This is a genomic window from Bacteroides sp. D20 (assembly GCF_003436255.1).
Taxonomy (GTDB): Bacteria; Bacteroidota; Bacteroidia; order Bacteroidales; family Bacteroidaceae; genus Bacteroides; species Bacteroides uniformis.
Window position 1 is genome coordinate 218,642 of record NZ_QSOO01000004.1, and the last position, 26,813, is coordinate 245,454.

The following is a 26,813-nucleotide window of genomic DNA, read 5'->3' on the forward strand; positions in this document are numbered from 1 at the left end:
CGTTAATATGTCAGAAGTTGCTCCTTTAATATCGGATCTTGCCATAATTCTGATTATTGCCGGTATTGTAACCGTCATTTTCAAGTGGCTGAAGCAACCGGTCATATTGGGCTACATTGTAGCCGGTATTATGGCGGGTCCTTCCGTTTCTCTGGTCCCGACTGTTTCCGATCCTGCCAATATCAAAATATGGGCGGACATCGGTGTCATTTTTCTGCTGTTCGCGATGGGACTGGACTTTTCGTTCAAGAAATTGATAAATGTGGGCATTACGGCTATCGTTGCCACTGTCACTATTGTATGTGGCATGATGTTCATAGGTTATACAGCGGGGAATGCAATGGGGTTCTCCCACATGAGCAGTATTTTTCTGGGTGGAATGTTGTCCATGTCGTCCACGGCCATCGTATTCAAGGCCTTCAATGACATGGGACTTCTCCAACAGAAATTCACTGGCATTGTCTTGGGGATTCTTGTTATCGAAGATCTGGTGGCTGTAGTGATGATGGTTGTTCTTTCCACGTTGGCGGTAGGCAAACATTTTGAAGGGAAGGAGATGCTGGAAAGTATATTGAAGCTGGCCGCTTTCCTGATTTTCTGGTCGGCATTGGGTATCTATCTGATACCTACCCTGCTGAAGAAGATACGCCGTTTCACCAGCAACGAGATTTTATTGATAACCTCTCTGGGACTTTGCCTGGGAATGGTGATGATTGCGACAAAAGCGGGATTTTCTGCCGCATTGGGAGCCTTTGTCATGGGGTCCCTGCTGGCAGAGACCGTTGAAGCGGAAAAAATCGTACATATCGTACAGCCGGTAAAAGACCTGTTCGCTTCCATATTTTTCGTGTCGGTAGGAATGATGATCGATCCTGCCATGATGTGGGAATATGCCGTCCCTATTTTCATCCTGACATTGCTGGTACTGTCCGGTCAGGTACTGTTCGGGAGCTTTGGTGTCTTGCTTTCCGGCCAGCCGTTGAAAATTGCCATACAGTCCGGCTTTTCACTGACACAGGTCGGTGAATTCGCATTCATCATCGCATCTTTAGGCGTCAGTCTGAATGTTACGGACAAGTATCTCTATCCGGTCATAGTGGCAGTATCTGTCATAACGACTTTTCTTACCCCCTATATGATACGGCTTTCGGAACCAGCATACCGGTTTATAGACATCCACATGCCTGAATCCCTGAAAGATTATCTCGTACACTATACGTCCGGGGCAATGACTGTAAAACACCAGGGTACTTGGCATAAACTGATCCGGTCTATGCTGGTGTCTGTCACACTCTATCTGGTCGTATGCGTTTTTTTCATCACTTTATATTTTTCCTATGTGCATCCTTTGATTAGGAAAAGTCTGCCGGGAATGGAAGGGAACTTGTTGGGCTTCATCATCATCTTTCTTGTCATATCCCCGTTTCTATGGGCCATCATCATGAAAAGGAACAATTCAACCGAGTTCCGTAAACTCTGGACGGACAACAAGTTCAACAGAGGGCCTTTGGTATCAATAGTACTTGTCAAAATACTGATCTGCACGATTATCATGATGAGTATCATTACCCATCTTTTCAATGTTGCCTTGGGAGCCGGGTTGGTAGTCTCTTCCATTATCATTGCCGTCATTTATTTTTCCAAGCGGATCAAGAAACGGTCGCTGACTATAGAGAGACAATTTATGGCAAACTTTCAGGGGACGGACGGGAATGGACTTTCTACAGAAAGTGATACAGGCTCCACCCTTGGCAGCAATATCCCGTTCAAGGAATTACATTTGGCGGATTTCACAGTATCCCCTGATTCCATATATGTGGGCAGAACATTAAAAGAAAGCAGCTTGCGCACCTTGTTTCAGATAAATGTGATTTCAATCACCCGTGGAGAAAAACGCCTAGATATACCACAAGGGGAAGAACATCTCTATCCATATGACAAGGTTACGGTCGTAGGTACGGACCGACAGTTGGAAAGCTTCCGGACATCCATGGAGCAAAAGAAGGTAGAAAGGAACGGGAACGGAACATCCTCGCAGGATGAGATGGAAATAGGGCAATTTCCTGTCGAAGGAGGTTCACCATTGATCGGAAAGACGATCCGGGAGGCAGACATATCGGATAGCATCATTATCGGAATAGAGAGGAGTACCGTGAATATTATGAATCCAGACCCTGATACAATTTTCAAGGAGAATGATACGGTATGGATTGTCGGTAAACGAAAAATAATAAAAGGACTGAATAAAGATTAGGACTTATTTAATTAAAATGTCATGGAATATTCAAGTTATAATGTAAATACCCCTCAGTGGAGGGAGATTACAGTAGGTTCACATCTTCCTGCAGAACTGCGAAAACTTGCAGAAATCGCACATAATCTCTGGTGGACATGGAATGATGACGCAAAGAAACTGTATTGTGATTTGGATTCGGAACTTTGGAAAGAGGTGGAACAGAATCCGGTATTGTTTCTGGAGCGGATAAATTATGAGAAGCTTGTAGCGCTGGCACATGATGAGAACTTTGTCTATAAAATGGATGCCGTCTATTCCGCCTTCAAAAAATACGTAGATGTGGAACCGGATCACCAGCGCCCGTCAATAGCTTATTTCAGCATGGAATACGGCTTGGATGAAGTCCTTAAGATATATTCCGGCGGTTTGGGAATGTTGGCGGGGGATTACCTGAAAGAGGCGTCGGACAGCAATGTGGACCTTTGTGCCATAGGACTTTTGTACCGTTACGGTTATTTTGACCAGTCGCTTTCCATGGACGGCCAGCAGACAGTCAATTATAAAGCGCAGAATTTCGGGCAGCTCCCGATTGAAAAGGTAATGCAACCGGATGGGAAACAACTGGTAATCCACGTCCCCTATGCCGACAGTTTTGTGGTACATGCCAATGTCTGGAAAGCCAGTGTGGGGCGTATTCCCCTTTATCTGCTGGATACGGACAATGAACTCAACAGCGAGTTTGACCGCCCTATCACTCACCATCTGTATGGAGGCGACTGGGAGAATCGGCTAAAACAGGAAATACTGCTTGGCATAGGCGGGATGATAACGCTGAGAGCTTTAGGTATAACGAAAGATGTATATCACTGTAATGAGGGGCATGCCGCACTGATCAATATCCAGCGGCTTTGTGATTACATAAATGGCGGCTTGAATTTCGGGCAGGCCATGGAGCTGGTACGTGCTTCCTCACTTTATACCGTACATACTCCCGTACCCGCTGGTCATGATTATTTTGACGAAGGGCTTTTCAATAAATATATGAAGGGATATCCTGGCAAGTTGGGTATAACCTGGGATAACCTGATGGATCTCGGGCGTCACAATCCGGGAGACAAGGAGGAACGTTTCTGCATGTCTGTCTTCGCCTGCAAGACCTGCCAGGAGGTAAACGGTGTCAGCAAGTTGCATAAATCGGTATCCCAGCAAATGTTTGCGCCGATCTGGAAGGGATACTTCCCGGAAGAGAACCATGTGGGTTATGTAACCAACGGGGTACATCTGCCTACCTGGTGTGCGGCAGAATGGAAAAAGCTTTTCAAGGACAATTTTGATGAGAATTTTTTCTGCGACCAGTCCAATCAGAAAATCTGGGAGGCCGTCTATGGCATCCCGGATGAAGAGATATGGAATACCCGGTTAAAACAGAAAGCAAAATTGCTGGACTATATCAAAAGCAAATGCAGCAAGGACTGGCTCAGGAGTCAGATTGATCCGGCATTGAGCGTTTCCATTTTTGAGAGATTCAATCCCGATGCTCTTCTAATAGGCTTCGGACGCCGTTTTGCTACATATAAGAGGGCTCATCTTCTGTTCACGGATATAGACCGACTTGCCAGGATTGTGAATAATCCGAAATATCCGGTACAGTTCATCTTTGCAGGCAAAGCCCATCCCAATGACGGTGCCGGGCAGGGGCTGATCAAGCAAATCGTGGAAATATCCCGGCGTCCGGAATTTTTAGGTAAAATCATATTCTTGGAGAATTACGACATGGACCTGGCACGCCATCTTATCTCGGGGGTGGATATTTGGATGAACACCCCTACGCGGTTGGCAGAAGCTTCGGGTACGTCGGGCGAGAAGGCATTGATGAACGGTGTGCTTAATTTCTCCGTGCTGGACGGTTGGTGGTATGAAGGATACCGTAAGGATGCTGGATGGGCACTGACTGATAAAAGGACTTATCAGAATGAACAGTACCAAAACCAGCTGGATGCCGAAGCCATCTATTATTTGTTGGAGCATGACATCCTGCCACTGTATTACGAGCATGGGGGGAAGAACTATTCGGAAGACTGGGTCAAGTATATCAAGAACTCAATCGCACAAATCGCTCCCCATTTTACCATGAAAAGACAGTTGGACGACTACTATGACAGGTTCTATAACAAACTGTCAGAGCATTTCCACATTCTGGCAGCCGACAACTTTGCGAAGGCGAAAATGATGGCTGACTGGAAAGCAAACGTCCGAAGCAGATGGGATGCCATAGAAATCAAATCCATAGAGGCAGGGAATGGGCTGAATGCCACGGTTGAAGCCGGAAAGGAATATGAGGTGACGGTTGTCGTTGATGAGAAAGGCCTGGATGACGCAATCGGAATAGAATCGGTCATTATCAGGCGTGAAGACGGTCAGGATCACATATATGAGGTTATTCCCCTTTTGCCGGTTTCCAAGAATGGGAATTTATATACCTTTAAGGCGACATCCGGCATTTTCAACGCTGGAAGCTTCAAGCAGGCCTTCCGTATGTATCCCAAGAATGCTTTGTTACCTCACCGACAAGATTTCTGTTATGTACGATGGTTTTAATGAACAGTAAAAGGATATGCAAAAACAACGTATGAGCGGGCAAAATCAAAAAACAGATAAACGGATAGCATGGCCGATCATCATCATGAACTTCACGGGAGTGTATGACTACGAGGCGTTTGCCTGGAACAATAAATTTATATGGCTGGATTGTCGTCATCTTTATGGTACAGATGGCTACTGTGACAGGGAGGGGGCTTTGGCTTTGAAGGGGATGATTGCTGATTATCCGGCGGAGGGAGTCCATTTCATCGATTCAGGCAATTATCATTATTTGACTAAATTCTGGACAGACAAACTTGAAACTCCGTTTTCGCTGATTGTGTTCGACCACCATCCCGATATGCAGCCACCGTTGTTTGACAACATACTTTCTTGCGGAAGTTGGGTAAAGGATATATTGGACCATAACAACAACTGCAAGAAAGTAATTATCGTAGGTTCTTCAGACAAACTGATACAGGCTGTGCCGAAAGGATATGAAAGACAAGTTCGGTTTTACAGTGAAACTACGCTCATGCACGAAGAGGGTTGGCAGAACTTTTCTTCCGGACATATCAACGGACCGGTTTACATTTCCATAGACAAGGATGTCTTGAATCCGGCTTCGGCAGCAACAAACTGGGATCAAGGTTCTCTCAGCTTATGGGAATTGGAGAAACTGCTGGCTGTTATTCTTCAGAAAGAACAGGTAGTAGGCATTGACATCTGTGGGGAATGCTCCACAACACTCAATCTTTTTGAAGAAAAACGGGAAACCGTCATGGATAGCCAGGCAAACAAAGAATTGCTCAGATTTATCCGGTCATCCTCCGGCCTTCAATAGAATTAGTTTTTTTGTTATTATAATTATCATATAAAAATAAAATAATTTAGCTTTATGGAAACAATTGTTCGTAGAATTGGACTTGTTGCACACGATGCAATGAAAAAAGACATGATAGAGTGGGTTCTCTGGAACTCGGAACGTCTGATAGGACATAAATTCTATTGTACGGGTACAACCGGTACACTAATTAAAAAAGCCCTTGAAGAAAAACATCCTGAAATCAAATGGGATATCACAATCCTGAAATCTGGTCCTTTAGGAGGTGACCAGCAAATTGGTTCGCGGATCGTAGAAGGAGAAATAGACTATCTGTTCTTTTTTACAGATCCGATGACACTACAGCCGCATGATACGGATGTGAAAGCATTGACCAGACTGGCTGGAGTTGAAAATATTGTTTTCTGCTGTAACCGTTCGACTGCGGACCACATTATTACGAGTCCCTTATTCACTGACCCAACTTACGAACGTATTCACCCGGATTACACCAATTACACGCAGCGTTTTGAAAACAAGGGAATCATATCTGAAGCAGTGGAGCAAGTGAAAAAGCGGAGGAATAAAAGTGAGAATAACATTTCTAAATGAACTGTAATAAGTAGTAGAATATTTATAAGGCTATCTAAGAAACAAGTTGTTTACATCTTTCAGAATAGGTATCAGCTGAATAGTAATCTGCTAAGTTTGTGTCAAAACGTTGGCACAAACTCTTTTATATTTTACAGTTCTGCTATATTTTCTTTTGGCTATGCTGCTTTTTCCAGGGGCAGCGGATTTTTCCGGTTGGCAAGCTTTCCTTTAAGCGTATAGCCTAGCCAGTCTGAACATGAAGAATTTCAGATCAGCCACCCCTCTAAACTGGCTTCGAAGAGCTTTGATTTTAGCATTGAACGACTCCGCTGAAGCATTTGTCAATCGTTCTTCAAAATTTTAGGGGAAATACCTAAAGATACAAAAAGCCAACTAATTCGCAATACTTTTAGTATGAATTAGTTGGCTAATTTTATAGGATTTACTGAATATCCCCTAGTTAAAACAGCTATGCACAATTCCTTTTATTCCGTTTTCAGGTATATGGCATACAAATTGTCAATAATACCATCTGCTAAGCCAATGACCGGAACATGGATATACTCAGCTTTGACAATACCTGCAATTATCAGAAATATCTCAGCGGCGGGAACAATAACATCTGCACGGTCAGTTTTCAGATTAAATTCTTCCATGCGCTGTTATACCGGCACCACGAGTGACCGTTTCTCCGGATGGTATGAATTTGAAGTATCAACATAAAATCGGATTGTTATGGAAACCGTATGTTTTGAAAGGAAGGCGTTCGAGGAATTTGCCATGAAAATCGAACGGTTCATACATAGGGTGGAGGGAATCCCCATCTGGATTTGAAAGGCGTGAAGAGGACGGCTGGCTGGCTCGACCACCAGGATGTCTGCCTGAAGCTGAAAATCAGCAAGCGCACCTTGCAGACCTTGCGGGATAACGGCACGCTCGCCTATACCAAGATAGGCAACCGTACCTATTACCTGCCGGAAGACGTGGAGCGTATCGTCACGAAAGTGGAGGACAGACGCAAGGATGCACGCTACAGGGGGCACACCATTTGAAGGAATTGAACTGAAGTATCAACAAAAGACAAATGAGCAGTATGTATAATAGAGTTTATATCGAATAATTGATTAAAGCGTTCTTTGATTTATCTTTGTGATCTAAAAAGTTCAATTGATGTATTACGACAAGATTCGCCACCGTCATAGCCAAGTGCTTGCTGCGACAGGATTAACTCCTGCAGAGTTTGACGCTTTGCTAATAACTTTCAAGTACCATTGGGATGAATATTACAGCCATTTTACCTTGGAAGGTAAAGTGCGCCAACGTATATCTTACAACAGTGTTGTCTCTGATTCAGGACAAAATGTTCTTCATATTGGTATATCTGAAGATCAATCCCCTTCAGGAACTCCATGCTATTCAGTTTGAGATGACCCAGCCCCAGGCCAATAGATGGATTCACCTTCTTTCTGAGATTCTCCGGCGTACATTGAAAACGCTTGGTGAATTGCCTGACCGTAACTCCAAACGTCTGATACACATTCTTCAAGGGTGCGAAGAAGTCTTGTTGGACGGAACCGAGCGACCTATTCAGCGTCCTTTGGATGAAGACTGGCAGTCTGCATGCTATAGTGGTAAAAAAAACTCATAGCATAAAGAATAACCTGTTATGTACTAACAATCTTCGGATTGTATGGTTGAGCTCCACATACAAAGGTCATGTCCATGACAAAAAGATTTGTGATGAAGAACCTCTTCTACTTCCCAAAGGTATTAGGCTCTGGCAGGATACAGGTTTCATCGGACACAAACCGGATGGAGTTGAAATATGCATGCCCAAAAAGAAACCTAAAGGGAAAGAGCTTACTTGTGTTGAAAAACAAGAGAACAAGCGGATTTCCGGAGTTAGGATTAAAGTGGAGCATGCCATAGGTGGTATGAAAAAATGCCGTATTGTCAAAGAACGATTCAGATGCCATAAATTCGGTTTCGAAGATATGGTGATTCTTATTGCTTGTGGATTACACAACTTCAGAATCAGTCACAAAATGAGTCATATAACAAATTAATCTATATAATGTTTAATGAATTGAAAACGAAAGACGATGCGTGGATGCAGTCCATCCACGAGCGTATCGACCGGCTGTCGGCGATGATTGACGGCATTTTCGGAGATGGCGCGGTTCCGCCAAAAGAAGACGTGTACCTGTGCGACAGTGAGGTGGCGTGTATGCTGAAAGTCAGCCGCAGGACATTGGGCGAGTATCGGAGCAACGGCACGCTGCCTTACTATGTACTTGGTGGCAAGGTCTTGTACAAGAGGAGCGAGATCGAGCAGGTGTTGGAACGGGAATATAGGAGTGTCGGCAAGGCGCGGGGAAGCGGATGAAGATTCCATTTACCTGTTTTTTACGCACTTGTACAGGCTGCGGGCATTAAGACTGTCCGCATAAAGGCTGGACGTTTGCGTGCGCCAGCCACAGACTGTTTTTTAGAGGTGAGGGAGTTTGCCGTCTGGAAAAAGAACCTCTTTTTGGACTTTGGCACAAAGTCGTCCCCTGCCCGGTATCAGACTGTAATTCCTGTATGCAATCCTTTTCTGACTGTTCTCGTAACAGTCTGTTTCAATCCTGCCTGACCTTTGTTTACTTTTCATAAAGAGACTGTACCGCCTTTGTGACCGGGATATGAAACCGAAAGATTGTTTTTGACGGTTGCTAAAAAAGAAAAATCAAAGGTGTTTTGCATGTTCCGTAAAAAATCGTACCTTTACATAAAGTGAGTTGCACATCAACGCAATTGATGCAAGTATGTAGAAACCAGAACGGTTGCCAACTCGTTACCTCGTTTTTTGATGATCCGCATAAACTTTTATTCTTAGCGGATTATGTGATTCTTTCAAAAATAATCTCTATTTTGGGAATACGGCTTTCTGAATATCGGAAATTCTATGTGCCTGCCGTTTTACATCCCCTCCCTACAATCTACAACGACATGCTATCAGAACACTTCCCCATAAAATTTCTATTTTTCCTGTGAAATTATTCTCTTATTCAAAAAAAATAGTATCTTTGTCCTATAAAAGTTGTTCATAAGTATGAGACTGTAAAGTACTGAAATTAGCACAATCTCCAAATCGTTACCTTAGACTTTTCAGAACTTCCATAAGCGTTTGTCTTTCAAATTAATCCATCAAATTGATAAGAATTTATAGTAAATGAAATAAAGAAAAATGTAAATAGTCAAGTAGCTAGCAGTATTAGATATTGGACTTTAGAGGAAGAATATCAAAAAAGGTATGACTCATGGAAAAAAGAGAATATATTAGTGCAAGCCTTAACGCAGCCAGAACCTCTAAATTTAATCAAAGCTAAAATTTTGTGGACGGAAAGAGTTTTTAGAAAAAGGCCTTGGGACCATAAAGACTTAATACGGCAGATGTTTAAAGATTTAGCTGTTGAAAGAGTTAATCCGAGAACAAAAGTTATATATAAAAGTTATTATCATAAATATAAAGGCTTCGACTATTTCTATGATGTATGGTCAAACATTCATTATGGTTATGTTGGATTAAGTGTAGGTTTCGACGAAGAAACTTTGTTAGATGGTGCTGATTTAGCTCAAATAATAGATAGCCGAGCTAAAAATGTAGAAGATACAGATGATGATAAAATTTCGATAAAAATAGGATTTGCTTTATATTACAAATATGGTAGATATGCTAAAGGATTGACTGCACAAGCCATTTTGGATGCATTGGATTCTGCCCCTATGACAGAAAGTAAATTAAAACATATATGTTTAAAATGACAAAGAGGAAAAAAATATTTTTTATCAAATTAAGTATTATATTTGGTACTATAATTATATTGTATGGATATTATGTATTCCAACCAGCAATTATTTTTCATAGCCCTAAAGAAAATGGATATTTAGGAAAGATTGTATGTACATATAATGGAAATCTTGACAAAATATACATTGTGAACAAGATTGCTACATATAGGATTCCATACACATGGTGTTGGAATGAGGACGATGAAATTGCAATATTTATGCGCAATTACGATAATTTACTTCAGAAAAGGGATATAGATTTTTGGAGACTAGATATTTATTTAGATGAAAAAGGATATTATATAAGGCATACCAAAAAGAAATTTTTAGGACTTTATCCGTAGTAATATTTTTATATACAATAACGAAAACACTCAGATTTTAATCAGTAATATGTTAAAGAAGACAATTGAGGTTGGTATAATCCTGATTGCATACCTATGCGGATGTGTATCCAGTGATAAGGTTAATATAAACCAATATTATCTGATTATCCAATAATCCATATTGAGATAGTTTAACAAATCGCCTTACTTTAGCAATTGTATCATTCTATTAAATGCGAAATGTAATCTCAATTTTGAACTGTGCCTTAAAGTCTATCTAAACTTTAGATTCCGTTCAAAATTGAGATTCTCTTTATGCAATGACTAAACATCAGGTATGTATGCTCCACCCGTGAAAAGGCTCTAACAGAACCGCAAAGGACTCGTCCGGCCTGCCATGATAGAGCAGTCCGCCCTCAATGCCAATCCTGCCATCCGGATAACGCTCTCTGAAACCGAATGAATAAGGAGCAAAGTCATAATACAACTCAATCTCACAGGGACGGTTCGGATTCTTCTCCCAACTTTTCAGCCGCTCCAGACATCTTTGGAGCGTAGTGTCGCCGATGGATTCGGCGTACTGCACCACCTTGTCGTAGTGCTCCTGTCTACATAAAATTTTCATACTCGTTTTCTTTATAAGGTTTATATTCAATCAAGGACAAATTCGTCCTCGTAAACTTCCAGTTCCAATCCGTTTCCGCAGATACGAACCAGCCATGTATATGGCAGGCGCTTGATCAGTTCGATGTTGCGATACCCCTTATAAGGGCGTACCAGCGTGGCAAAGTCCCCGGCTTTCATCTCCGCATCCGTTTTTCAGTTCACCTTCACCCGGTTCAACAACTGGCCGGAAATCTCATGAAGTTCGCGGCAGCGTTCCGGCTGCTGTGCCCGTGCGAATGCCGTGATACCCTGGGTCAACTTCCAAAGCGTAGCGCCGCCTGTCACCCCGTCGTCCGGGTTATTGTTCATCAACAGCTTTTCCACTTCGCGCCCCTCGTTCTTCAGCAAGGCGCCCCGCTGTACCAGTTGTTTCAGTTCCTTGTCGAAATCCACGTCCACCTCGGCGGCTCCCTGAATCTCCACGGCCTTCTGCATGAGGGTGTCCCGGCTGTACAGCCCTTTGGTCAGGTCGGAAACCGCAGAGACGGTAGTCTGCGTGTCCAGTTCGTAAGTCTTTTGGGAAAGGGCCATCGAATCGGGCAGCTTCGCTCCCAAATGTACCTGCCGCATGACGGACTCACGCACCATCCCGTTGAGGCACGCCCCGTTGAGCAGGAAGGAACGCATGTCCACCGAACCGTTCCCGTAATCGGATGTGGAGAAACGCGCCCCGGCAAAGATGACAACCGTACCGTTCTTGCGGGTAGGGATCTCTATGGGAGTGGGCAGGATAGTCTCGCACCAGACCTTCGTATCGTTCATGTAGGCATCTGAAACGACCGCCCCCTGGTTTGCCGCCTCCCGGATGAATGCGGTCAGGATCTCCACCGAATTGAGCCTCCGGTAGGAATCGGACAATATGCCCCGCACTTCGGTTCCTACCGCCCGGACCAGCACGCGCGTCCGTTCCGTCCAGCCCGAATGCTCGTTCAGGATGGTGGCGCACAACTGTTTCTGCCATGCGGCTCCCGCCGAAAGTTCACGGAGGTATTTGGCCGGGATGCCCATCTTTTCGGAAACCTGGCCGATGGCATTGGCGTGCAGGCTGAAATCACCTTCAGGCATCGAAAGCTGCACCCGGCCCGCCGCCTTGAACGACACAACAGGACGTTGCTCTCCGTTTCTGCGGCTGACCCCGATGGGTGCGATATAGTCCTGTGCGATTTTCCCTTCTTCGAGCAGCCGGGTGATGGTGCCCATCACATCCTGTTGCCTGCCTTCGACCATCCGCCGTACCTTGTTGATCACTACCTGATTCAGTCCCTGCTGCTTCTGTACCGGCGCAGCTGCCGGCATTGTCAATGTTGCTTCCATAAATGATTCTTGTTTTAATATTGTCAGATAAAGTCTTTTTTCAACAGCTTTCGGGAGCAGCCGCTTTTGAACCGCCCCAGCATCCGTTGGTATTCTTCCTCGCTATACCCGCCAATGCCGAACAGTTCATAATATCCGGAAAAGGGATATTGTTCCGCCTCCGGAGAGTGAATGCTGACCGTCTTATGCGCAATGACGATATGACGCACAAATCGGTAACACTTGTGCAAGTCTTCCAGTATGGTATATTCACGGTCCGTATGCGGCTCATAATACCCACAGGAGATATTGGCACAGGAAACCGGAAGTCCCCTTCTTTTCAGTATATATACATCCGTTGTGGCACCCTCGGCCGGTTTGTAGCCGTATTTGGGAGCGGCGGCACACCCGATGAAGTCACGTGTACAGAGTTCCGTGCCATGTATGCGGGTGATAAAGTCCGAATCGCCCCGGCGGTCGCACTGGAGCACGAAGCGGCAGTCCGAAAAGAAAGCCATGTCCGCCTCCCGGCTTCCTATGCATCCGTTCTCTTCCTGGACGAAGAAAGCGCATTTCATCACCTTGAAATCCTCCAGACATTTCAGGCAGATCCAGATGCCGTTCTTGTCATCGGCGCCGATGCCTGTCATACGCTTGTGGCGATAATCATAGCCTATCACCATGGCATCCGCCACCACGTATGCCCCGTAAGTGCCTGTCCTGTGGCGGTGCACCTCGTCCACATGCGCCACGACGCACGGATAAGTCTTTGCCTGGCCCTTTACGGCATAAAGGTTACCCAGACGATCCTGTCTGCAAGCTATGCCCATACGCTTCATCTCCGCTTTGAGGTAACGGAGCATGGGCTTTTCCTTCCCCGACGGGGAAGCTATGTTATAGAGTGTCATCAGTCTTTCCATAAAATTGATATTTGAATATAATACATCAAGTACAGGCGTACACCCTTGCGGATATACGCCTGCGACAGCCTTTATGATATAAAAAGTTTCTCCAGTTGCAAATAAGTCCTGAACGGCGGGATCGGCCGGCCTTTCTTGAAAAGCACGGAAGGGTAAACTTTTCCTTTGTATTCCCGTGCAGTGCCTTTTATCACTTCTCCGAAAACGGTATTTGTATAGAAGGATGTCCTGCATGAGGGACAGAAAACTTTTTCGAAATCATTATGTATCCTGTTACAGTTCGGGCACACTTGCATCATGCGGACGGCGTTTCCGCTTGTAGTCCGGCAGTTGGCAATCTGTCCTTCCCCCTCATAATTTCTCAGTTCCATTTTCCCGGATTTCATGGCGATGCTGCAAAATGTGTCCATATAAGGTGCCCCTTTCTTATGCCAGCGGAAAACCGGTACTTCCACGACGAGTGCCAGTTGGAGTTCTTGTCCTGCCACAATGCCTGTTTCTTGCAGGCTGTTCAGTGCCACATATTCCTTGGTATGGTGGTAATCGTTGAACTTTCTGCGCAGGAGAATCCCGATCCGGCGTGCCTCATTCTGCATCATTCCTATGACAAACGTATGGGACGAGTATATCCGGTCTGTCAGCGAAACCGTGTCCAACCCATAGTTGTTACCCGGACAGCGTACATTCTCCCACACGATGGCACGTCCGAGCACATTGTTGCTCTCGTCCCTTGCCACCAGGATTTTCGCCCCCGCGAAGTTGGCATAGAAGTCTGCCGCATTGCGTGCCTTTTCCGGATAACGCATGCAGGAATTGTGCAGGGTTGATGTGGTATCGTCCGCTATCGGAGAATAATTATCCCCGTCGTATGCCTCGTAAATGTCCTGCATCCCTTCCAGCAGGCGCACGGTCACCTTGCTGTCCACACAGATGGCGCTGGCGAAATAGGCCATGTCTGTTTCCGGATACTCTGGCAGGTTCTTGAACTGCCTGATGAACGTGGACGGTTCCATATCCACCCGGTTTTCCGGGAACAGGGGAGCCTGCGGATTGTTGCGGTCCGGGAAATGCTCGTTGGACAGGTCCTTGTTACAGGCGGTGAACACGATGCGGATTTTCTGGAACCCGTCGCAGGATACCCGTTTGCGTTTGGTGGAAAAATGGTTGTAGAATCCCCGTACAATCTCTGTGACATCCACATTCTTCTTCAATTCGGCAAGGATGTCCCTTGCGATGACGCTCCCGTTTTCTGCCGCATGGGCCAGACGGGATTTCAGTTCATTGCTTGCATTCACTTTCATAATTTTATCTGTTTAATAATGGATTATTCATAAATTCAACACATACTGATCCGTTCGATGAAATACGGAATGAAGTCATGTTCCAGACCCAGGCTGTCGCATGCCTGTGCGAAATCCTCCGCACGGAGGTCATCCGCGTCCCTGTAGTCCAACAGGTTGCGTATCTCACTGTCCAGATACTCCTTCGCTTCTTCCGGAGTGCAGCCGCATGAGTTGCAGATCCGGGCAATAATGATTGTTGCCATAGCTGTCATTTTTTAGAATTTATTGTTCTGTTTACAGGAAGTTCCCGGCTTGTCCGGTATTCTTCCCCGCTCATCTTGGATATGGTCGGGATGCCTGTGCGAGTGAGTATCGGATTGACCAGCCAGCCGTCGTTGAACTTTTCAGGCTGCAAGCTGTCGTGCCAGATGACCTCGCCTACGCAACCGTGTATGAGCATGTTGCATACGGTCATCAGGCAACAAGTTCGGTTGATGTCCTCCCCGACCAGATAGCCGCCGAGGTTGCGTACGTGCCAGGCAAGCAGCAAACGTCCGCTGCCACAGGTCGGATCTCCCATCCGCTGTCCGGGCAGATGTTCTCCCGTATCGGTGCAGGCCGTCATGAGTTCGCAAATTGGTACCGGAGTGAAGAACTGTCCTTGTGCCTGTTTGGAACCGGCGGAAGAGAATGCCATGTAAATGTCGCCGAACGGGTCATACCAGCTGTCATCTTCTTTCAGACGGCTTTGCATGAGCCGCACCCATTCGTTCACCATGCCCATGAACGCGGCATTCTGCTGCCGCTTGTATTTCCAACTCTTGAGCGGGGGTGCGCCGGGGGAGAAACCGTGGATGACAAATGCCAGAAAATCATTGAATACGGTCAGCGGATCATAACCACAGGCATGGGAGAAATCCGTCATCAGCCTTGCCAGGGGCTGTATCTCTTTGGGAATCGGGTATTGTGCCATAGCCTTCAATTTTTAATTGTCAGTTCCCGGTTATGCAGGTAAAGTTCTACCTGCCTTGCCACCATGTCGCAGAATTTCTGTCCGTTTCCCTCCTCGCTCCTGAAATAGGCCAGCATATCCCACAGGTTGCGGTTGAAGTAAAACGTCCATTTCTCATAATAGTGCTGCCCGCAGGCTTTCCCGAAGGTTTCCTGAAAAAGCGGAAGGGTCAGTCCTTCGCTCGCATGATGATTGTACTGCCATAAGGATACAACCAGCATTTGTCTGTAGTCCATTGTGATCATATATTCTAATTTTTAATGAGACATCTGCCTGCTTGCAGGCATTCTTATTTCTTGTCGCAAATGTTGGCGTTTGACCCGGGACCGCGCAAGGCTTGGCGGGAAAAAATACCGCAGCGGAGCGAGGATGATTTTTTCCCGCCAACCAGCCCCAAAGGGGCCGCCTTGCCCGGTCAATCGGGCAAACGGCTATTTTTGCCGCAAGAAATGAGGATGACATTTGATATGATGCTTTTTATTGGGCGTTCTTTTACAAAGGCCCTTAAAATACAGGATGTCTGCTATGCAAAAATCTTCCCCACCGGGGAAAACGAGCGACTTGAGCTCTTTCAGCCCGTCACAATAGAAAAAAATGTTATCGTCTGTAGCCGGATCCACCGTTTGGGAAAGCCTGATATTCACTTCCGGATAGATGCTGCCATCATTCCAAACAATGACACAGACTGCATAATCCGGTTTACAGCCGTTATTCCTGATGAACATTTTGAAACCGTTCTCCATCTCCTTTTGAACCAGAGCCTGGCCTTCACCTGACGGCGGGTCAATAATGGCCAGCTCTTCCGCATAAACTTCCGCTTCGCTTACGCCGTTCTCTATCAGCAGCACCCGGGAGTCAAATTCCAATATTTCAGCTTCCGTTATTCCTGCATTATATTCTTCATTCGTATCAAGTACCTCATAGACGCCTGATGTTTCTCCGGCAGGGTCGTTCCAGTACACTGCCTGTTTTTCCTTGAACTTTCTCATCTTATGTTTCCAATCATTATTAAAATTATGAAAGCCCCATCCGACAGGACAGGGCTTTCGTTTTAATCACACTCAAGTCATTCTGCGTTCCGTATGTTCCGTTTCTCTCTTGACGCTCCGGAGGCGTTTCAAGAGGTGCAGGAAAATTTCACGGTCGTAGATACGGTACAGGAACCTTTTGCCCGTTTCCTTGATTTTTCCCGTAAAGGTGACGGACTCCCTGCCTGCCGGATATTGGAAGAATGTCCCGGCCGCTAACAAAGTGTAACCGTCCTTCTCCATATAATCCATGAATCGGTCCAGGTCATCGATGCCTCCCATTCCCGCGTAGTAAGTGAAATGATGTCTGCGCAGGCTTCGGAGGATACGGGCGACATCCTTGCGTGCCTCCTGAACGGATTCCATCTCTCCGGATACGGTCAGGTTGCAGATGAAGCGTGGACCGCCTTTGCCTGTAATGAAGAAATAGGCGGTTCCCATTCTCCAGCAGTTTTCGTCTGTTCCGGAAGAAACAATATTCCACTTACGGATTTCCGGTTTCAAGGTGATACGCCGGTAATGTTCGCCTATCTGACGCTGCAGTTCCTCGTGGGGCAGATTGACAGGACGGATACCGGTAAAGCACCGGCCGGATACTTTGAAATAAAAGTCATGCAACTCCCAGTAATAAGGTGTCGCATTAAAGAAGCAGTTCCGGTTCCGGCGAATGGAAGGGAAACCGCACTGTTCCTCATACCATGACCGGTGAACTTCCCTGAACGGCGCACAAAGGGATTCCATGTAAATACGGTTTTTCTTTTGCAACTCCTTCGCTCCAAAAGCATACAGGTACGGGTTATGTTCCTTTTCACGCAATTCTATGAGGGTGTGTCCGGAATCGTCACAATGTACTCCGTCAGACATGACGGTCAGGACATCTCCCCGGAAATACCGGGAATCTGCCACATATTTTCTTTTATCATGGCCCATTGTCATGCGTTTTGAAGGTTCAACAATCTTTTTGCCGCCCGCACCGCATTCATGGTCAGTTGCCGCTGCCACGCCTTGTGTTTGGGCGACCAGCGGAAACCGCTCGACTTCAGCTCCTTGCGTCTGGCATCGTCCGGAATGCCGTCGAAAAGGATCTGAAGCCGGTCAATCTGCCGGTTCCACACCAGCCTGCCTCCTTCAAAAAGGATTTCACTGTTTTCCTCCTGTCTGGAGGCCTGCATTTTCTCTCTTACACGGGCCGCCATTTCGGGGAACTGGAAGAAACGGTTGCGCGGGGTGATAATCGGCTTTTTTGCATCGGCATTACAGGTACGGATAAAGTCAACGGCTTTTTGTACGGTTTCCACTTCACCCCGGTTGACGTAGGTCATCACCTTGTTCAGGATGCTGCTGACGAAAAGCGCCCGGTTATACCCCCGGATTTTCCCGGTATCCAGTTCGTGAATGGTTTGTGCACTGTCTGCGATATCCCTTTTCAGACTTTTCCAGGCGGCTTCCTGTTTCTCCTCTTCCGGACGCGCTTCCTCCTGCATCCGCTTCATGGCGGCAAGGAATCGTTCCCGCCAGCTTTCAAGCTCCTCCTGCCTGTTCTGGCAGGCCTGCTCCGCCTTTTCCTGTTTCCGGCGGTCGATGCCTGCCGGTCCGGTCACAGCCGGGCTCGCACACCGTGACAGGCTGCCGAACAAGTCGGAAAGGCGCTTCCGGTAGCCTTCCTTGTATTGTTCCCGTTTTTCTTCGGGAATGGAAGGCAGGTCGGCACACAACTGCTTTTCATGGCGGCAGATGTCTGTCTGGGCACGTTCCTCCGGGTCAAACGAATTCCACCGGTAGGCACTGCATGCACTGTCATACAGGTCTTCCAGATAGCCGGGATATCTGCATTCGACAATTTCCCATTCCTTGAAATCCGCCGGACGGATTACCTTCTCTATTCCATCAGTCGCCTCTATGGTGTGCACATACGAATGCATTCCCATACAGCGTTTCCGGAAATGAAAAAGGACGGGAACTTCGTCCGTCCCTGTCCTTCTGATGCTTTTCGCACGGTAGGCGTTGCTCTCCGTGAGCATGACAGCCTGTTCTTTCGGAAAGCCCGCTACTTGTCCTTCACGGGGTTTCGGTGTCGTTGTTGTCATCATTGTTCTGTTGTTTTAGTTAAACATAAGTCTTATTGGACTGTTTCAATATTCATATTTTCATCAATACCGGTCATAACTTGTTGACGCTTCTGTATATTCCGGAGTGACTTGCCGTCATACAGGTTGACTGCCCGTTCCACCAAAGGTCGCCGATATGTGTCCGACAACTCTGCATAGAAACGTTCAGCCGCACCGAATACGCCTTTGTCAGACAACAGGCACCATTTTTCCCAAAAATGACGGGACATGTTCCCGTACACGATTCTGCACTCTTCCTGGCTCCAGGTATTCCACATATAGTAGAAGAAACTGGAAACTGCATTTTCTGCTTGAAAATTCATAATTCTTCTATTTGAGGTTATATATAGTTCACTTCAGAAACGTTCTTCCTTCCCGTCATATGTCCAGCGGAAAAAGCGGTCTCCTTCAGCCCATTGCATGGCCCGCATGTACAGATAGAACGCTTCTTCCAATGTCAATCCATCCGCCGGTACGGATGCCAGCATTTCACCCATACATACTTCACTGTCACCATAACCGGATTTAATTTCTTCAAATTTCTTATCGTAAAGGGTACTTTGTAGAGGGCTGTTGCCGGAACAGCACAATTCTTCTTCAAAATAGCCCTGTTTGCTTTCAGACATTCCTGCCCGTCTTGGCTCTGTTTTATTTTCCATTTTATCTGCTTTTGAGAATTATACAATGATTGTCAAATTGGTTAAGAGACAATCTTTAACGTTTCACCGAAGAAGGAGTCACATGCTCCATATACATGTTGAATGGAACATTCGGTCTCTGATTTTTCGTTGTCAAGCCTGAAGCGGAAACCGTAACGGTCTTTTGGTTTCAGTTCCAACTTTACATCCTGTTGCAATTCCATTCCGAACAGGCTGCCGCCGCCGTATATGGAACTGAATATGCCGCAATAGTTACCTTTAGGGATAATGACTTCCTTGAATGAGAATCCGATGTCATATAAGTCCTTCAGGCTTACTTTCCCGATATAGGTCAGCAGGTTTGCACCGCAACAGGAATTGATAAGTTCCTGATAGAAATGTTCGTAGGACACTTGTTCCTTACCGTACAGGCTTTTCCTGTCCGGGAAACGGCCATGTGCCGTGTAACCCTTTTCTACAAGCATCTTCTTTACCCTGGCGGGATTGAGCTTCAAGGCGTCCACCATGTCACCGAAATAGGACTTCTCGTAACGGTACCCTCCTTGTGATTCAAACCAGTTGGAATTGATGCAGTCATAATCGGAAAGCATCTCCACCCGTACCGGAATGTCATCCGTATGTTTGATCAGTTCCGTCAAAACGTCTGAATCATCACGGGCATAAATCTCGCTCCTTATTTCATCATCGTGTTCCCCAAAGAAAGTTTCCACTTCCTCCTCATCGAAATCATGGAAAAGGACGCATCTTTCCTTGAGTTTTTCCATAATCTCTTTGGCCGCCTCCCATTCGGAATCTCCGCACCATTCTTCCGCCTTTTCCCAAAGAGGTTCCGGACTTCTCTTGTCCAGGCATTCCTGGAGCAGGTCACGGTTGCCGTCAAGATTGTCCCTGTAGTCCGTCCATACCAGCGTATAGGATTCTTCCATCAGTGATTTCACCAATTCCATTGTCAGTTTTTTCTTCATCGGAGTTACCTGTGTACGGCAGGATTTGATTTCCCGTACATGATGTGTATGAAAGTGCATAAATGAAAAAAGGCGGCCTTGCGGTCGCCCTTCCGTTATTTCTCTTCCTTTTTTATTTTGGCAAGCTGCCTGAAACGTGCGGCTATTTCCCCGCATTTGCTCCAGGCAAGTTCCTTATACTTGCAGCGAATGGCGCAATATTCCGGCCAGGATTTGCCTATGAATTCATCCCGGTAGGAATCCATGCGCAGTTCGGGGTATTCCCGGAACAGCGTTTCAAACGCCTTGCGCCATTTGCGTGTCTGCCACAAGCCTTCCGCCACCAGGGTAATGAAGCGGAACAGTTGTTCGTCCGTACGTACGTCCAGCACATGGAAATGGTCGGTTCTCGGCCATACATTGTTGGAATGCTGCCACGTTTCTATTTGGTGGGTATGGGCGTTATAAACCATTTGGGTAATTATCTGATAACTCATATTTGCCTGTTGTAATTATATTGTCATTCCTGCAAATCTTCATAGTAAGGGACATTGAAATGCGCCGCCGCCTCGTCCATCTCCTCCAAACGGATTGGTTCCATATCCGGTGTTTCACCGGCATTGCCGTTTATCCGTCCGTTAATCTTCCGGTGCATACGGCGGACTATCTTGCGCATTGCCTCATCATCCGTATCCTTTGTACAGAACGGGCAGGAAAGGTTTTCAAGGTCGTAACGGGTCAGGACGGTAGTGCCATAGCGGAAAGGCTTTTTGTAAAAGGCATCGTCCGTGTCAGCCGGCTGGGGCTTGGGCGCGGGATCAAGGCTGTGGCTGAAAACAATGTAATTGGTACCGCCCCGTTGGGTCTGGTTGTTTTCCCGGAAGAAGTCCAGGTCCCATTGCGTCAGCCGGAAGCGCTTGCGGTTACCTGCCAGGTAATCCGTCACGGCTTCCTTGGAGGAAAAGGGGGCGACCAGTTCCATGCTGGCCGTGCTCAGCCAGGCATCGCAACGGTAGAGCAGCCAGATTTCCTTTTCTTCTGAAGAGGGCTTGCTTGCCCGTTTGCTAAATTCATAAATCGCGTTGTCCATGCTGCCGAATACGAAACGGACCTTGTCTATCAAAGGAAAGTCCGCTGAATGGATGTTAAAACGTTTTTCGACAAAACTGCGGAAAGTGCCGTTGTTCAAATATTCCTGCGCCTCCTTGTCTTCGGGAGCCAACACGATATCAACACCGATGAAGTCATTTTCGGAGAGTACGTGTCTTGTTAAATTATATTCCTCCTCCACTTCATATACGGCAAGTGTGGGATTTTCCGCTTCCACCGTCACTACACGTCGGAGCAGTTCTTCAATGGCGATTTTGTATTCCATATTACTTTGTTTTATGAATGGATGATTTCAAGTATTTCTTTATCACTCAGTGCGTGAATGTCCTCATCGCTCAGGAAACAGGCGAATTCTTCCAGCATTCCAGCCGCTTCCATCAGCAAAGAACCGTCAAATTCCAGTCTGGCTTCCAGCCGTTCCGTGGAGACCTTATATCCGTCCACTTCACGCACAGGATATGCTATTCCGAAATAATATACGCTGCCTGTAGGATACTTGCCGTTAATTCTCGTTTGGTTTACTTCTGTTCTCATATTTGCTATCTTTTATACAATTAGACATGACCGGCTCCCGGAGCCAGTATTTCTGTTTCTTACGTGCAAGGTTGCTTCCTGCCGGGATTGTGCAAGGCTTGGCGGGAAAAAATACCGCAGCGAAGCGAGGATGATTTTTTCCCGGCCAACCCCAACGGGGCATGGCCTTGCTCAATCCAAAGGCAGGGGGCTAGATTTGCTGTAAGAAAGAGAAATATGGATTATAATACAATGTTACTTTTCATCAATTTGAAGAAGAATTATTTCAGTAGATTATATACTTAGGATGATGTGCAATCAAAATAAAAACCGTATCTTTGCATAAAACATTAAGTATGGATATATCTCAGACGTCCCAAAAATTAGAGCGTTATCATTCCCTTAAAGGACATTCATTAATCAAATAGTAGTGGTGCGATAAAAATCTAACCACTGTTATTAAAATATTAGTATTTAGTCAAATCCAAAAGTCCATTGATTTTTTGATTTGAAATAGATTTATTAGTCTTGCTGTTCCAACGCATCAAGACTATGAATCAGGGTAAGTATATTTTCTCTCAGGTAATCGAATTTATACCACGCTACCAGTTCGATAAACTTGTAAGGTTGTATAAAGGAGATTGGCGTGCAAAGAATCTCAATAGTTACAATCACCTCCTTCATCTGCTCTTCGGGCAGTTGACAGGGTGTGATTCGCTACGAGACATATGCCTATGTCTGGAGGATCACTCAAAAAATTCTATATCATCTCGGTTTTCAAAAAACAGTTGACCACACATCGTTGTCACGTGCCAGCGAAAGTCGGGATTATCGTATTTTTGAGGGGTTGGGGATTTATCTCATAGGATTGGTAAGACCCATGTATTCAAAGGTCAAGCTATCCGAAATAACCATAGACAATGTAATCTATGCGTTGGACTCCACAACCATATCAACCAACATAAGACATGCAGCATGGACATTGTGCAAATACAGCAAAGTCCCTTCAAACATCTGTCCAAAAGGTAAGCGGCCTTTCCGCCGTGCACGCAAGCGATTGTTACCATGACGGCTATCAGGAAATCATTCTTGTCGATAACGATATGGCGCTTGATGCCTTTACCTTTTTATTGCCGTCAATGCCATTAAGTGAACGGTTATCGCCCCAACGGACGCTTTTGCTGTCCATAATACACACGCTCGCCTCGGCATTTTGATCGTTCTTGACACGCACTTTCTCGCGTAAATTGTTCAGCAGCAAGTCAAAGTCGCCTAAGGAAGACCATTTGCGGTAATAGTAATAAACCAACTCCCAAAGAGCAAAATGGGAAGGGAGCATACGCCATTGGCAACCCGTCTTGACGAGATAGAATATGGCGTTCCATATCTCACGCAAATCATATTCTCGCTTACTTTCTTGCAGGTTCAAGATTTTCTTGATAACTTGCCACTGTGTTTCTTCTAAATCCGTCGAATACATAATTATTTCAAGTGTGGTAACTTAAAAATAATCATTTTCGCGGAAAGAAGAAACACTCTTTCAATATCAAACTTTAAAATTTAAACAGGCTCTTAAAATGATTATATCTTATGTATTTCCTTTTGAACTGACACAAACACAAATGTTTGCTGATACAGAGAAGGATTTTGAAAAAATTGTTGTCAATACATCTGGCTATGTTGCCTCAAATAAGTTTTTGGTTTCATTATGGAATCAAGTGAATACGCAAATCTGTCCGAATCATAGTGTAGATAGAGCACCTTGGGCATATTTCCCAGGAAAGTTCATTGGGAAAAAGAGTGCAGTTTCTGTTCTTGGATTTTGTCAAACAACTATCGGAGAATTATACTTCGCTTTAGAGTATCACCGAAAAGGAGATATAGATTCATTATTAGTAATGCGTCCTACATCTGCACTGAAACATGATGAAATAAAAAGACTTAGGCTTTTAGTTAATGATGCTAAAATCAATATGGACAAAACAAAAAGTTTTTTATGTAAAGCGAAAATATTTGCAAAATTAAAAAATATACGTTTTGCAGAGTATAATGCAAGCAATTTTTGTATTACACCGAGCGATGGAGGTTGCAATCTTTGTTTTTATGTGAATGCAATAGATAAGTTCGAGGCAGAACAACAGGCGCTTGAAAGATTATATGAAATATGTGCATTTCTTTCTGTTGAAACAAACATCTATTGTTCGTTTGATGAGTTTACCGTGATAGAAAATGAACTATTGCTAGAAAATAAATCTTCATCCCAATTCATTGATGACTATATAGACTATTATCCTGCTATTGACAATTGGCAAATTTGTATCTCAAGTTACGCATATAAATTTATAAATGAAAATATTCTATCAATTGGTCGTTTTGAAAAAAGATGTGAGGTTGAAAAATTTTTCATCTCTGCGTGCAAGCATTTACAGATTGGTATTGAAACCGAATTGAGAATAGGGGATATTGCAATTGCTAGTATTCCATTTGGGACTATTGCTTTAAGCCAAAGAGACCAACGAAATAAGGTAGAACATATGACATCAGCACTTATGTCGTATTTGTCTGCTATAGAATGTGCAACAGCCACAGAGACAAATCACGAAACGTGTAAAGAATGTGGAGCTGTTATTTATAAGATTGCGGATAGAGTCCGTAACTTATCTACTGAGTTTTTAGGAGAACATCTTGGTAAAGTGTTTCATAAACTATATGCATATAGATCGAAATTCTTACATACAGGAAGAATGGCGTCAGATGCAAATATTGTAAGGACTATTCCCCTATTAAGTGAATCATCAGAAACAGGAGTTAAAGAATATGGCAATGTTGCTATAAAAGTAGATGGCAAGATTTATTCACTCAACATAAGTAATGTACGTGAGTGGACAACATACATACTCAGATGTTATTATCAGAAACGTATTCTCGGAAGAAAATCTTTTGCTAATGTGTTTAATGACAGACAAGAAATCATATTAGATGATTTTCCATTAAAAATTAGTGCTATTACCCCAGAAGGGAGCGAGCAAATGAAAAAAAATTTTGTTAGAAATTCAAAAGGATTGCTATTATGAAATTTGAGTTTCAGAAATCTGAAATACAAAAGATTGCCATAAAACATAGTTATACAACCAATAATATTGAAAAAGTCATTCGGCTATCATTCATTCTAATTAGAAAAACTATTATACGTTCCCTTAAGTATCTCTTAGTTAGGGATATTCAGTAAATGTAAAAAATAATAAATGGCATATGGAGATGATAGATGACAATGACTCCTTATGCCATTTTTATTGTAATTATTCTTGTTTCATAAATATTCTTATCCGTTAGGACATAACACTTCGGAAGAAGTCTGATAACCTCTTCTGATTTTTTCAGTTAAATCATATCATGCCGCTATTACCGCTTTGTTCCTGACCTTATCTACCATCAGTATGGCATTTGCCGTATGTATTCCAAAGAAAATCCAAAGGATTTCCGTCTTCCTGTACCGTGCCTTTATCCTTGAGAGCGAGTAACGTTGCTTTTGAGTGCCGAAGCTGCCTTCAAGCCGGATGGCTCTTTCTTTGGAGAGTTCCCTTCTGAGAACCTTTCTCAAGGATTCATCCTTGGCCACCCTTCCCTTGCGTACGAAGGATGTGGATATTCCATATTTTGTGTAGAACTTTCTGTTGGCATTATTGGCATATATGGAATCGGCAGCCACGCATCTTACCCTCACATGCATGAGTCTCTGCTGCATGCGAATACAGAGTCCTTCAGGCGTATACCTTCGTTGAAAGCCTTGAACGAGATGTGTTCGATGAACGATATGCCGTCTATTTGTATATTGTTCACTTTTGCACCAAACTCGACGGACTTGGTTTCCTTACTTCTTACAATGGGACGTACATAATGACGGTCAAGGCTGACGATGCGGTCACTGACCTTCCGCCTACAAACATTTCCTTTTCCTGTACGAGAACCTTTCTGATGATAGAAAGACGCTTCCGATAATCCCAGGTATAGCGGAGTAAGGTTCCGTACTCCCGGTGAATCTCATCCCTCTGTATGAGGAGCTTTTCAAGAAGTCTGATCATACGACGCTTGAGCATTCTTGTCCTCGAAGCCTTCTTTTTTCTTTTCTTGCAGTAGGACAGATAGGATGTCGCAACATCAGTATATTTGTTGCGCGGATGCCTTATACCCAGATCCCTGCAATGCCGGCAGATATGCCCGTAAAGCCATTCGAGACTTTCCCAAAGGAGCTTCATGTCTGTCGGAAAACGCATGTGGCTCTCATAGCAGGTGGCATCGGTCATGCACACATGAAGGTTATCAAGGTATGGCTTCCAGTGTGAGGCCAGTATCTCTTGAAAGGAATCAACGTCAAGACGGGATGCTATCTCATTACGGATGGCACTGATTATCTTGTAGTTGTTTATGGGAATGGACGGATTTATCATGATTCCGCAGAACATCTGGTAGTGTATGTTGCGCTGAGATGTTCCACCAGTTACCTGTCAGGGAAGCCGGTGTATGCCTTCAGGACCATAAGGACGATCTTTGCACAGGGACTGAATATATTCCTGCGGCCCAGATGGGGTTCAGACAGACCGGAGGTTTCCGCCATACGCTCAAACGGAAAGACCGAATGAAGTCTGCCCAAGCTCACTCTTGTCAAAACTCTTGCGATATTTTTCCAGAATATCAAATTCTGTAGAGCCTAGAGTCGGGTGAATTTCCGAAATATTTTGTATCTTAGCTATATCTTGGTTAATGTATTTCCCCCGTTTTGGCCGTCAAACCTTATTTTCGGGGGAATACCTAAAAGATAGGGAAAACCAACTAATTCATAACACTTTGTATATGAATCAGTTGGCTAATATTATAGTATTTACT

Annotated in this window: 29 protein-coding genes and 4 pseudogenes; 12 read left to right on the plus strand and 21 right to left on the minus strand. The window is 44.8% G+C overall.

The window, feature by feature from the left end; all coding sequences use genetic code 11:
* Nucleotides 1–7 precede the first annotated feature (7 nt).
* The 4 genes from DXD78_RS06025 to DXD78_RS06040 are packed head-to-tail and all read left to right on the plus strand — an operon-like array spanning nt 8 to nt 6,251.
* On the plus strand, nt 8–2,254 hold the full coding sequence (locus DXD78_RS06025; RefSeq protein ID WP_005944366.1) for a cation:proton antiporter: 2,247 nt from the start codon (nt 8–10) through the stop codon (nt 2,252–2,254).
* A gap of 21 nt (nt 2,255–2,275) precedes the next feature.
* On the plus strand, nt 2,276–4,834 hold the full coding sequence (gene glgP, locus DXD78_RS06030) for an alpha-glucan family phosphorylase (RefSeq protein ID WP_004295277.1): 2,559 nt from the start codon (nt 2,276–2,278) through the stop codon (nt 4,832–4,834).
* A 16-nt stretch (nt 4,835–4,850) separates the two neighbouring features.
* Nucleotides 4,851–5,660, plus strand: a complete 810-nt coding sequence (locus DXD78_RS06035) for an arginase family protein (protein ID WP_007563471.1) — start codon at nt 4,851–4,853, stop codon at nt 5,658–5,660.
* Between the two features lie 54 nt (nt 5,661–5,714).
* Nucleotides 5,715–6,251, plus strand: a complete 537-nt coding sequence (locus DXD78_RS06040; RefSeq protein WP_004295275.1) for a methylglyoxal synthase — start codon at nt 5,715–5,717, stop codon at nt 6,249–6,251.
* A 210-nt stretch (nt 6,252–6,461) separates the two neighbouring features.
* On the opposite strand, the pseudogene DXD78_RS06045 reads toward DXD78_RS06040, so the two are convergent.
* Nucleotides 6,462–6,590, minus strand: a pseudogene (locus DXD78_RS06045) (transposase); the annotation flags it as partial.
* 128 nt (nt 6,591–6,718) lie between these two features.
* A pseudogene (locus DXD78_RS21170) lies at nt 6,719–6,895 on the minus strand (Ppx/GppA family phosphatase); the annotation flags it as partial.
* Nucleotides 6,896–6,968: 73 nt separating this feature from the next.
* Here DXD78_RS21170 and DXD78_RS06050 point away from each other — a divergent pair.
* The 6 genes and pseudogenes from DXD78_RS06050 to DXD78_RS06080 all read left to right on the plus strand — a co-directional run bounded on the left by DXD78_RS06050 (nt 6,969) and on the right by DXD78_RS06080 (nt 10,411).
* A pseudogene (locus DXD78_RS06050) lies at nt 6,969–7,285 on the plus strand (helix-turn-helix domain-containing protein).
* Between the two features lie 224 nt (nt 7,286–7,509).
* Nucleotides 7,510–7,881 carry a transposase family protein gene (locus DXD78_RS06055; protein WP_007563479.1) on the plus strand — a complete coding sequence of 124 codons (372 nt, stop codon included), beginning with the start codon at nt 7,510–7,512 and terminating at the stop codon, nt 7,879–7,881.
* Nucleotides 7,835–8,299 (plus strand): IS5 family transposase, encoded by a 465-nt coding sequence (locus tag DXD78_RS21480; RefSeq protein WP_005650024.1) that lies wholly within the window; start codon nt 7,835–7,837, stop codon nt 8,297–8,299. The genes DXD78_RS06055 and DXD78_RS21480 overlap by 47 nt, the downstream gene beginning before the upstream one ends.
* An 8-nt stretch (nt 8,300–8,307) precedes the next feature.
* Nucleotides 8,308–8,619: a helix-turn-helix domain-containing protein gene (locus tag DXD78_RS06065; protein WP_004295270.1), complete on the plus strand. Its 312-nt coding sequence runs from the start codon at nt 8,308–8,310 to the stop codon at nt 8,617–8,619.
* A 938-nt stretch (nt 8,620–9,557) separates the two neighbouring features.
* A complete protein-coding gene (locus tag DXD78_RS06075; RefSeq protein ID WP_199607938.1) occupies nt 9,558–10,040 on the plus strand; it encodes a polymorphic toxin type 44 domain-containing protein in 483 nt (160 codons plus the stop codon).
* Entirely contained in the window at nt 10,028–10,411 is a 384-nt protein-coding gene (locus DXD78_RS06080; protein WP_233534010.1) for a hypothetical protein, read from the plus strand. The genes DXD78_RS06075 and DXD78_RS06080 overlap by 13 nt, the downstream gene beginning before the upstream one ends.
* 313 nt (nt 10,412–10,724) lie before the next feature.
* On the opposite strand, the gene DXD78_RS06085 is transcribed toward DXD78_RS06080, so the two are convergent.
* From DXD78_RS06085 to DXD78_RS06160, 17 genes are all read right to left on the minus strand, one after another.
* Nucleotides 10,725–11,018: a DUF4120 family protein gene (locus DXD78_RS06085; RefSeq protein WP_117652589.1), complete on the minus strand. Its 294-nt coding sequence runs from the start codon at nt 11,016–11,018 to the stop codon at nt 10,725–10,727.
* Between the two features lie 26 nt (nt 11,019–11,044).
* Nucleotides 11,045–11,197, minus strand: a complete 153-nt coding sequence (locus DXD78_RS21175; protein ID WP_199607939.1) for a hypothetical protein — start codon at nt 11,195–11,197, stop codon at nt 11,045–11,047.
* A gap of 15 nt (nt 11,198–11,212) precedes the next feature.
* Nucleotides 11,213–12,373: a hypothetical protein gene (locus DXD78_RS06090; RefSeq protein WP_087248813.1), complete on the minus strand. Its 1,161-nt coding sequence runs from the start codon at nt 12,371–12,373 to the stop codon at nt 11,213–11,215.
* 23 nt (nt 12,374–12,396) lie between these two features.
* On the minus strand, nt 12,397–13,272 hold the full coding sequence (locus tag DXD78_RS06095) for a hypothetical protein (protein WP_117652590.1): 876 nt from the start codon (nt 13,270–13,272) through the stop codon (nt 12,397–12,399).
* A gap of 71 nt (nt 13,273–13,343) precedes the next feature.
* Nucleotides 13,344–14,573 (minus strand): hypothetical protein, encoded by a 1,230-nt coding sequence (locus DXD78_RS06100; protein ID WP_117652591.1) that lies wholly within the window; start codon nt 14,571–14,573, stop codon nt 13,344–13,346.
* 35 nt (nt 14,574–14,608) lie between these two features.
* Nucleotides 14,609–14,818, minus strand: a complete 210-nt coding sequence (locus DXD78_RS06105) for a hypothetical protein (protein WP_087248859.1) — start codon at nt 14,816–14,818, stop codon at nt 14,609–14,611.
* A gap of 5 nt (nt 14,819–14,823) precedes the next feature.
* On the minus strand, nt 14,824–15,528 hold the full coding sequence (locus DXD78_RS06110; RefSeq protein ID WP_117652592.1) for an N-6 DNA methylase: 705 nt from the start codon (nt 15,526–15,528) through the stop codon (nt 14,824–14,826).
* Between the two features lie 5 nt (nt 15,529–15,533).
* Nucleotides 15,534–15,812 (minus strand): hypothetical protein, encoded by a 279-nt coding sequence (locus DXD78_RS06115; protein ID WP_117652593.1) that lies wholly within the window; start codon nt 15,810–15,812, stop codon nt 15,534–15,536.
* A 186-nt stretch (nt 15,813–15,998) separates the two neighbouring features.
* Nucleotides 15,999–16,556, minus strand: coding sequence for a hypothetical protein (locus DXD78_RS06120; protein ID WP_117652594.1), 558 nt, complete (start codon nt 16,554–16,556; stop codon nt 15,999–16,001).
* A 72-nt stretch (nt 16,557–16,628) separates the two neighbouring features.
* The gene (locus tag DXD78_RS06125) at nt 16,629–17,501 is read right to left on the minus strand and encodes a hypothetical protein (RefSeq protein ID WP_158561368.1); all 873 of its coding nucleotides are present in this window, start codon (nt 17,499–17,501) and stop codon (nt 16,629–16,631) included.
* A 26-nt stretch (nt 17,502–17,527) separates the two neighbouring features.
* The gene (locus DXD78_RS06130) at nt 17,528–18,685 is read right to left on the minus strand and encodes a hypothetical protein (protein WP_117652596.1); all 1,158 of its coding nucleotides are present in this window, start codon (nt 18,683–18,685) and stop codon (nt 17,528–17,530) included.
* Between the two features lie 29 nt (nt 18,686–18,714).
* Nucleotides 18,715–19,026, minus strand: coding sequence for a hypothetical protein (locus tag DXD78_RS06135; protein ID WP_117652597.1), 312 nt, complete (start codon nt 19,024–19,026; stop codon nt 18,715–18,717).
* A 33-nt stretch (nt 19,027–19,059) separates the two neighbouring features.
* Entirely contained in the window at nt 19,060–19,362 is a 303-nt protein-coding gene (locus DXD78_RS06140; RefSeq protein WP_233534011.1) for a hypothetical protein, read from the minus strand.
* 41 nt (nt 19,363–19,403) lie between these two features.
* A complete protein-coding gene (locus tag DXD78_RS06145; protein WP_117652598.1) occupies nt 19,404–20,327 on the minus strand; it encodes a hypothetical protein in 924 nt (307 codons plus the stop codon).
* A gap of 95 nt (nt 20,328–20,422) precedes the next feature.
* Nucleotides 20,423–20,803, minus strand: a complete 381-nt coding sequence (locus DXD78_RS06150) for a hypothetical protein (RefSeq protein ID WP_117652599.1) — start codon at nt 20,801–20,803, stop codon at nt 20,423–20,425.
* A 23-nt stretch (nt 20,804–20,826) separates the two neighbouring features.
* On the minus strand, nt 20,827–21,681 hold the full coding sequence (locus tag DXD78_RS06155; protein ID WP_117652600.1) for a DpnD/PcfM family protein: 855 nt from the start codon (nt 21,679–21,681) through the stop codon (nt 20,827–20,829).
* Nucleotides 21,682–21,692: 11 nt separating this feature from the next.
* On the minus strand, nt 21,693–21,950 hold the full coding sequence (locus tag DXD78_RS06160) for a hypothetical protein (RefSeq protein ID WP_013617177.1): 258 nt from the start codon (nt 21,948–21,950) through the stop codon (nt 21,693–21,695).
* 531 nt (nt 21,951–22,481) lie between these two features.
* Between DXD78_RS06160 and DXD78_RS06170 the strand changes: the two genes are divergently transcribed.
* Nucleotides 22,482–22,721 carry a DUF4372 domain-containing protein gene (locus DXD78_RS06170; RefSeq protein WP_147328002.1) on the plus strand — a complete coding sequence of 80 codons (240 nt, stop codon included), beginning with the start codon at nt 22,482–22,484 and terminating at the stop codon, nt 22,719–22,721.
* Between the two features lie 283 nt (nt 22,722–23,004).
* Here the strand turns inward: DXD78_RS06170 and DXD78_RS06175 are convergent, their stop codons facing one another.
* Nucleotides 23,005–23,409, minus strand: coding sequence for a transposase (locus DXD78_RS06175; RefSeq protein ID WP_233534012.1), 405 nt, complete (start codon nt 23,407–23,409; stop codon nt 23,005–23,007).
* 97 nt (nt 23,410–23,506) lie between these two features.
* On the opposite strand from DXD78_RS06175, the gene DXD78_RS06180 reads away from it, so the two are divergent.
* Nucleotides 23,507–25,003 (plus strand): hypothetical protein, encoded by a 1,497-nt coding sequence (locus tag DXD78_RS06180; protein ID WP_117652603.1) that lies wholly within the window; start codon nt 23,507–23,509, stop codon nt 25,001–25,003.
* Between the two features lie 317 nt (nt 25,004–25,320).
* Here DXD78_RS06180 and DXD78_RS06190 read toward each other — a convergent pair.
* Nucleotides 25,321–26,680, minus strand: a pseudogene (locus DXD78_RS06190) (transposase).
* Between the last annotated feature and the right edge of the window lie 133 nt (nt 26,681–26,813).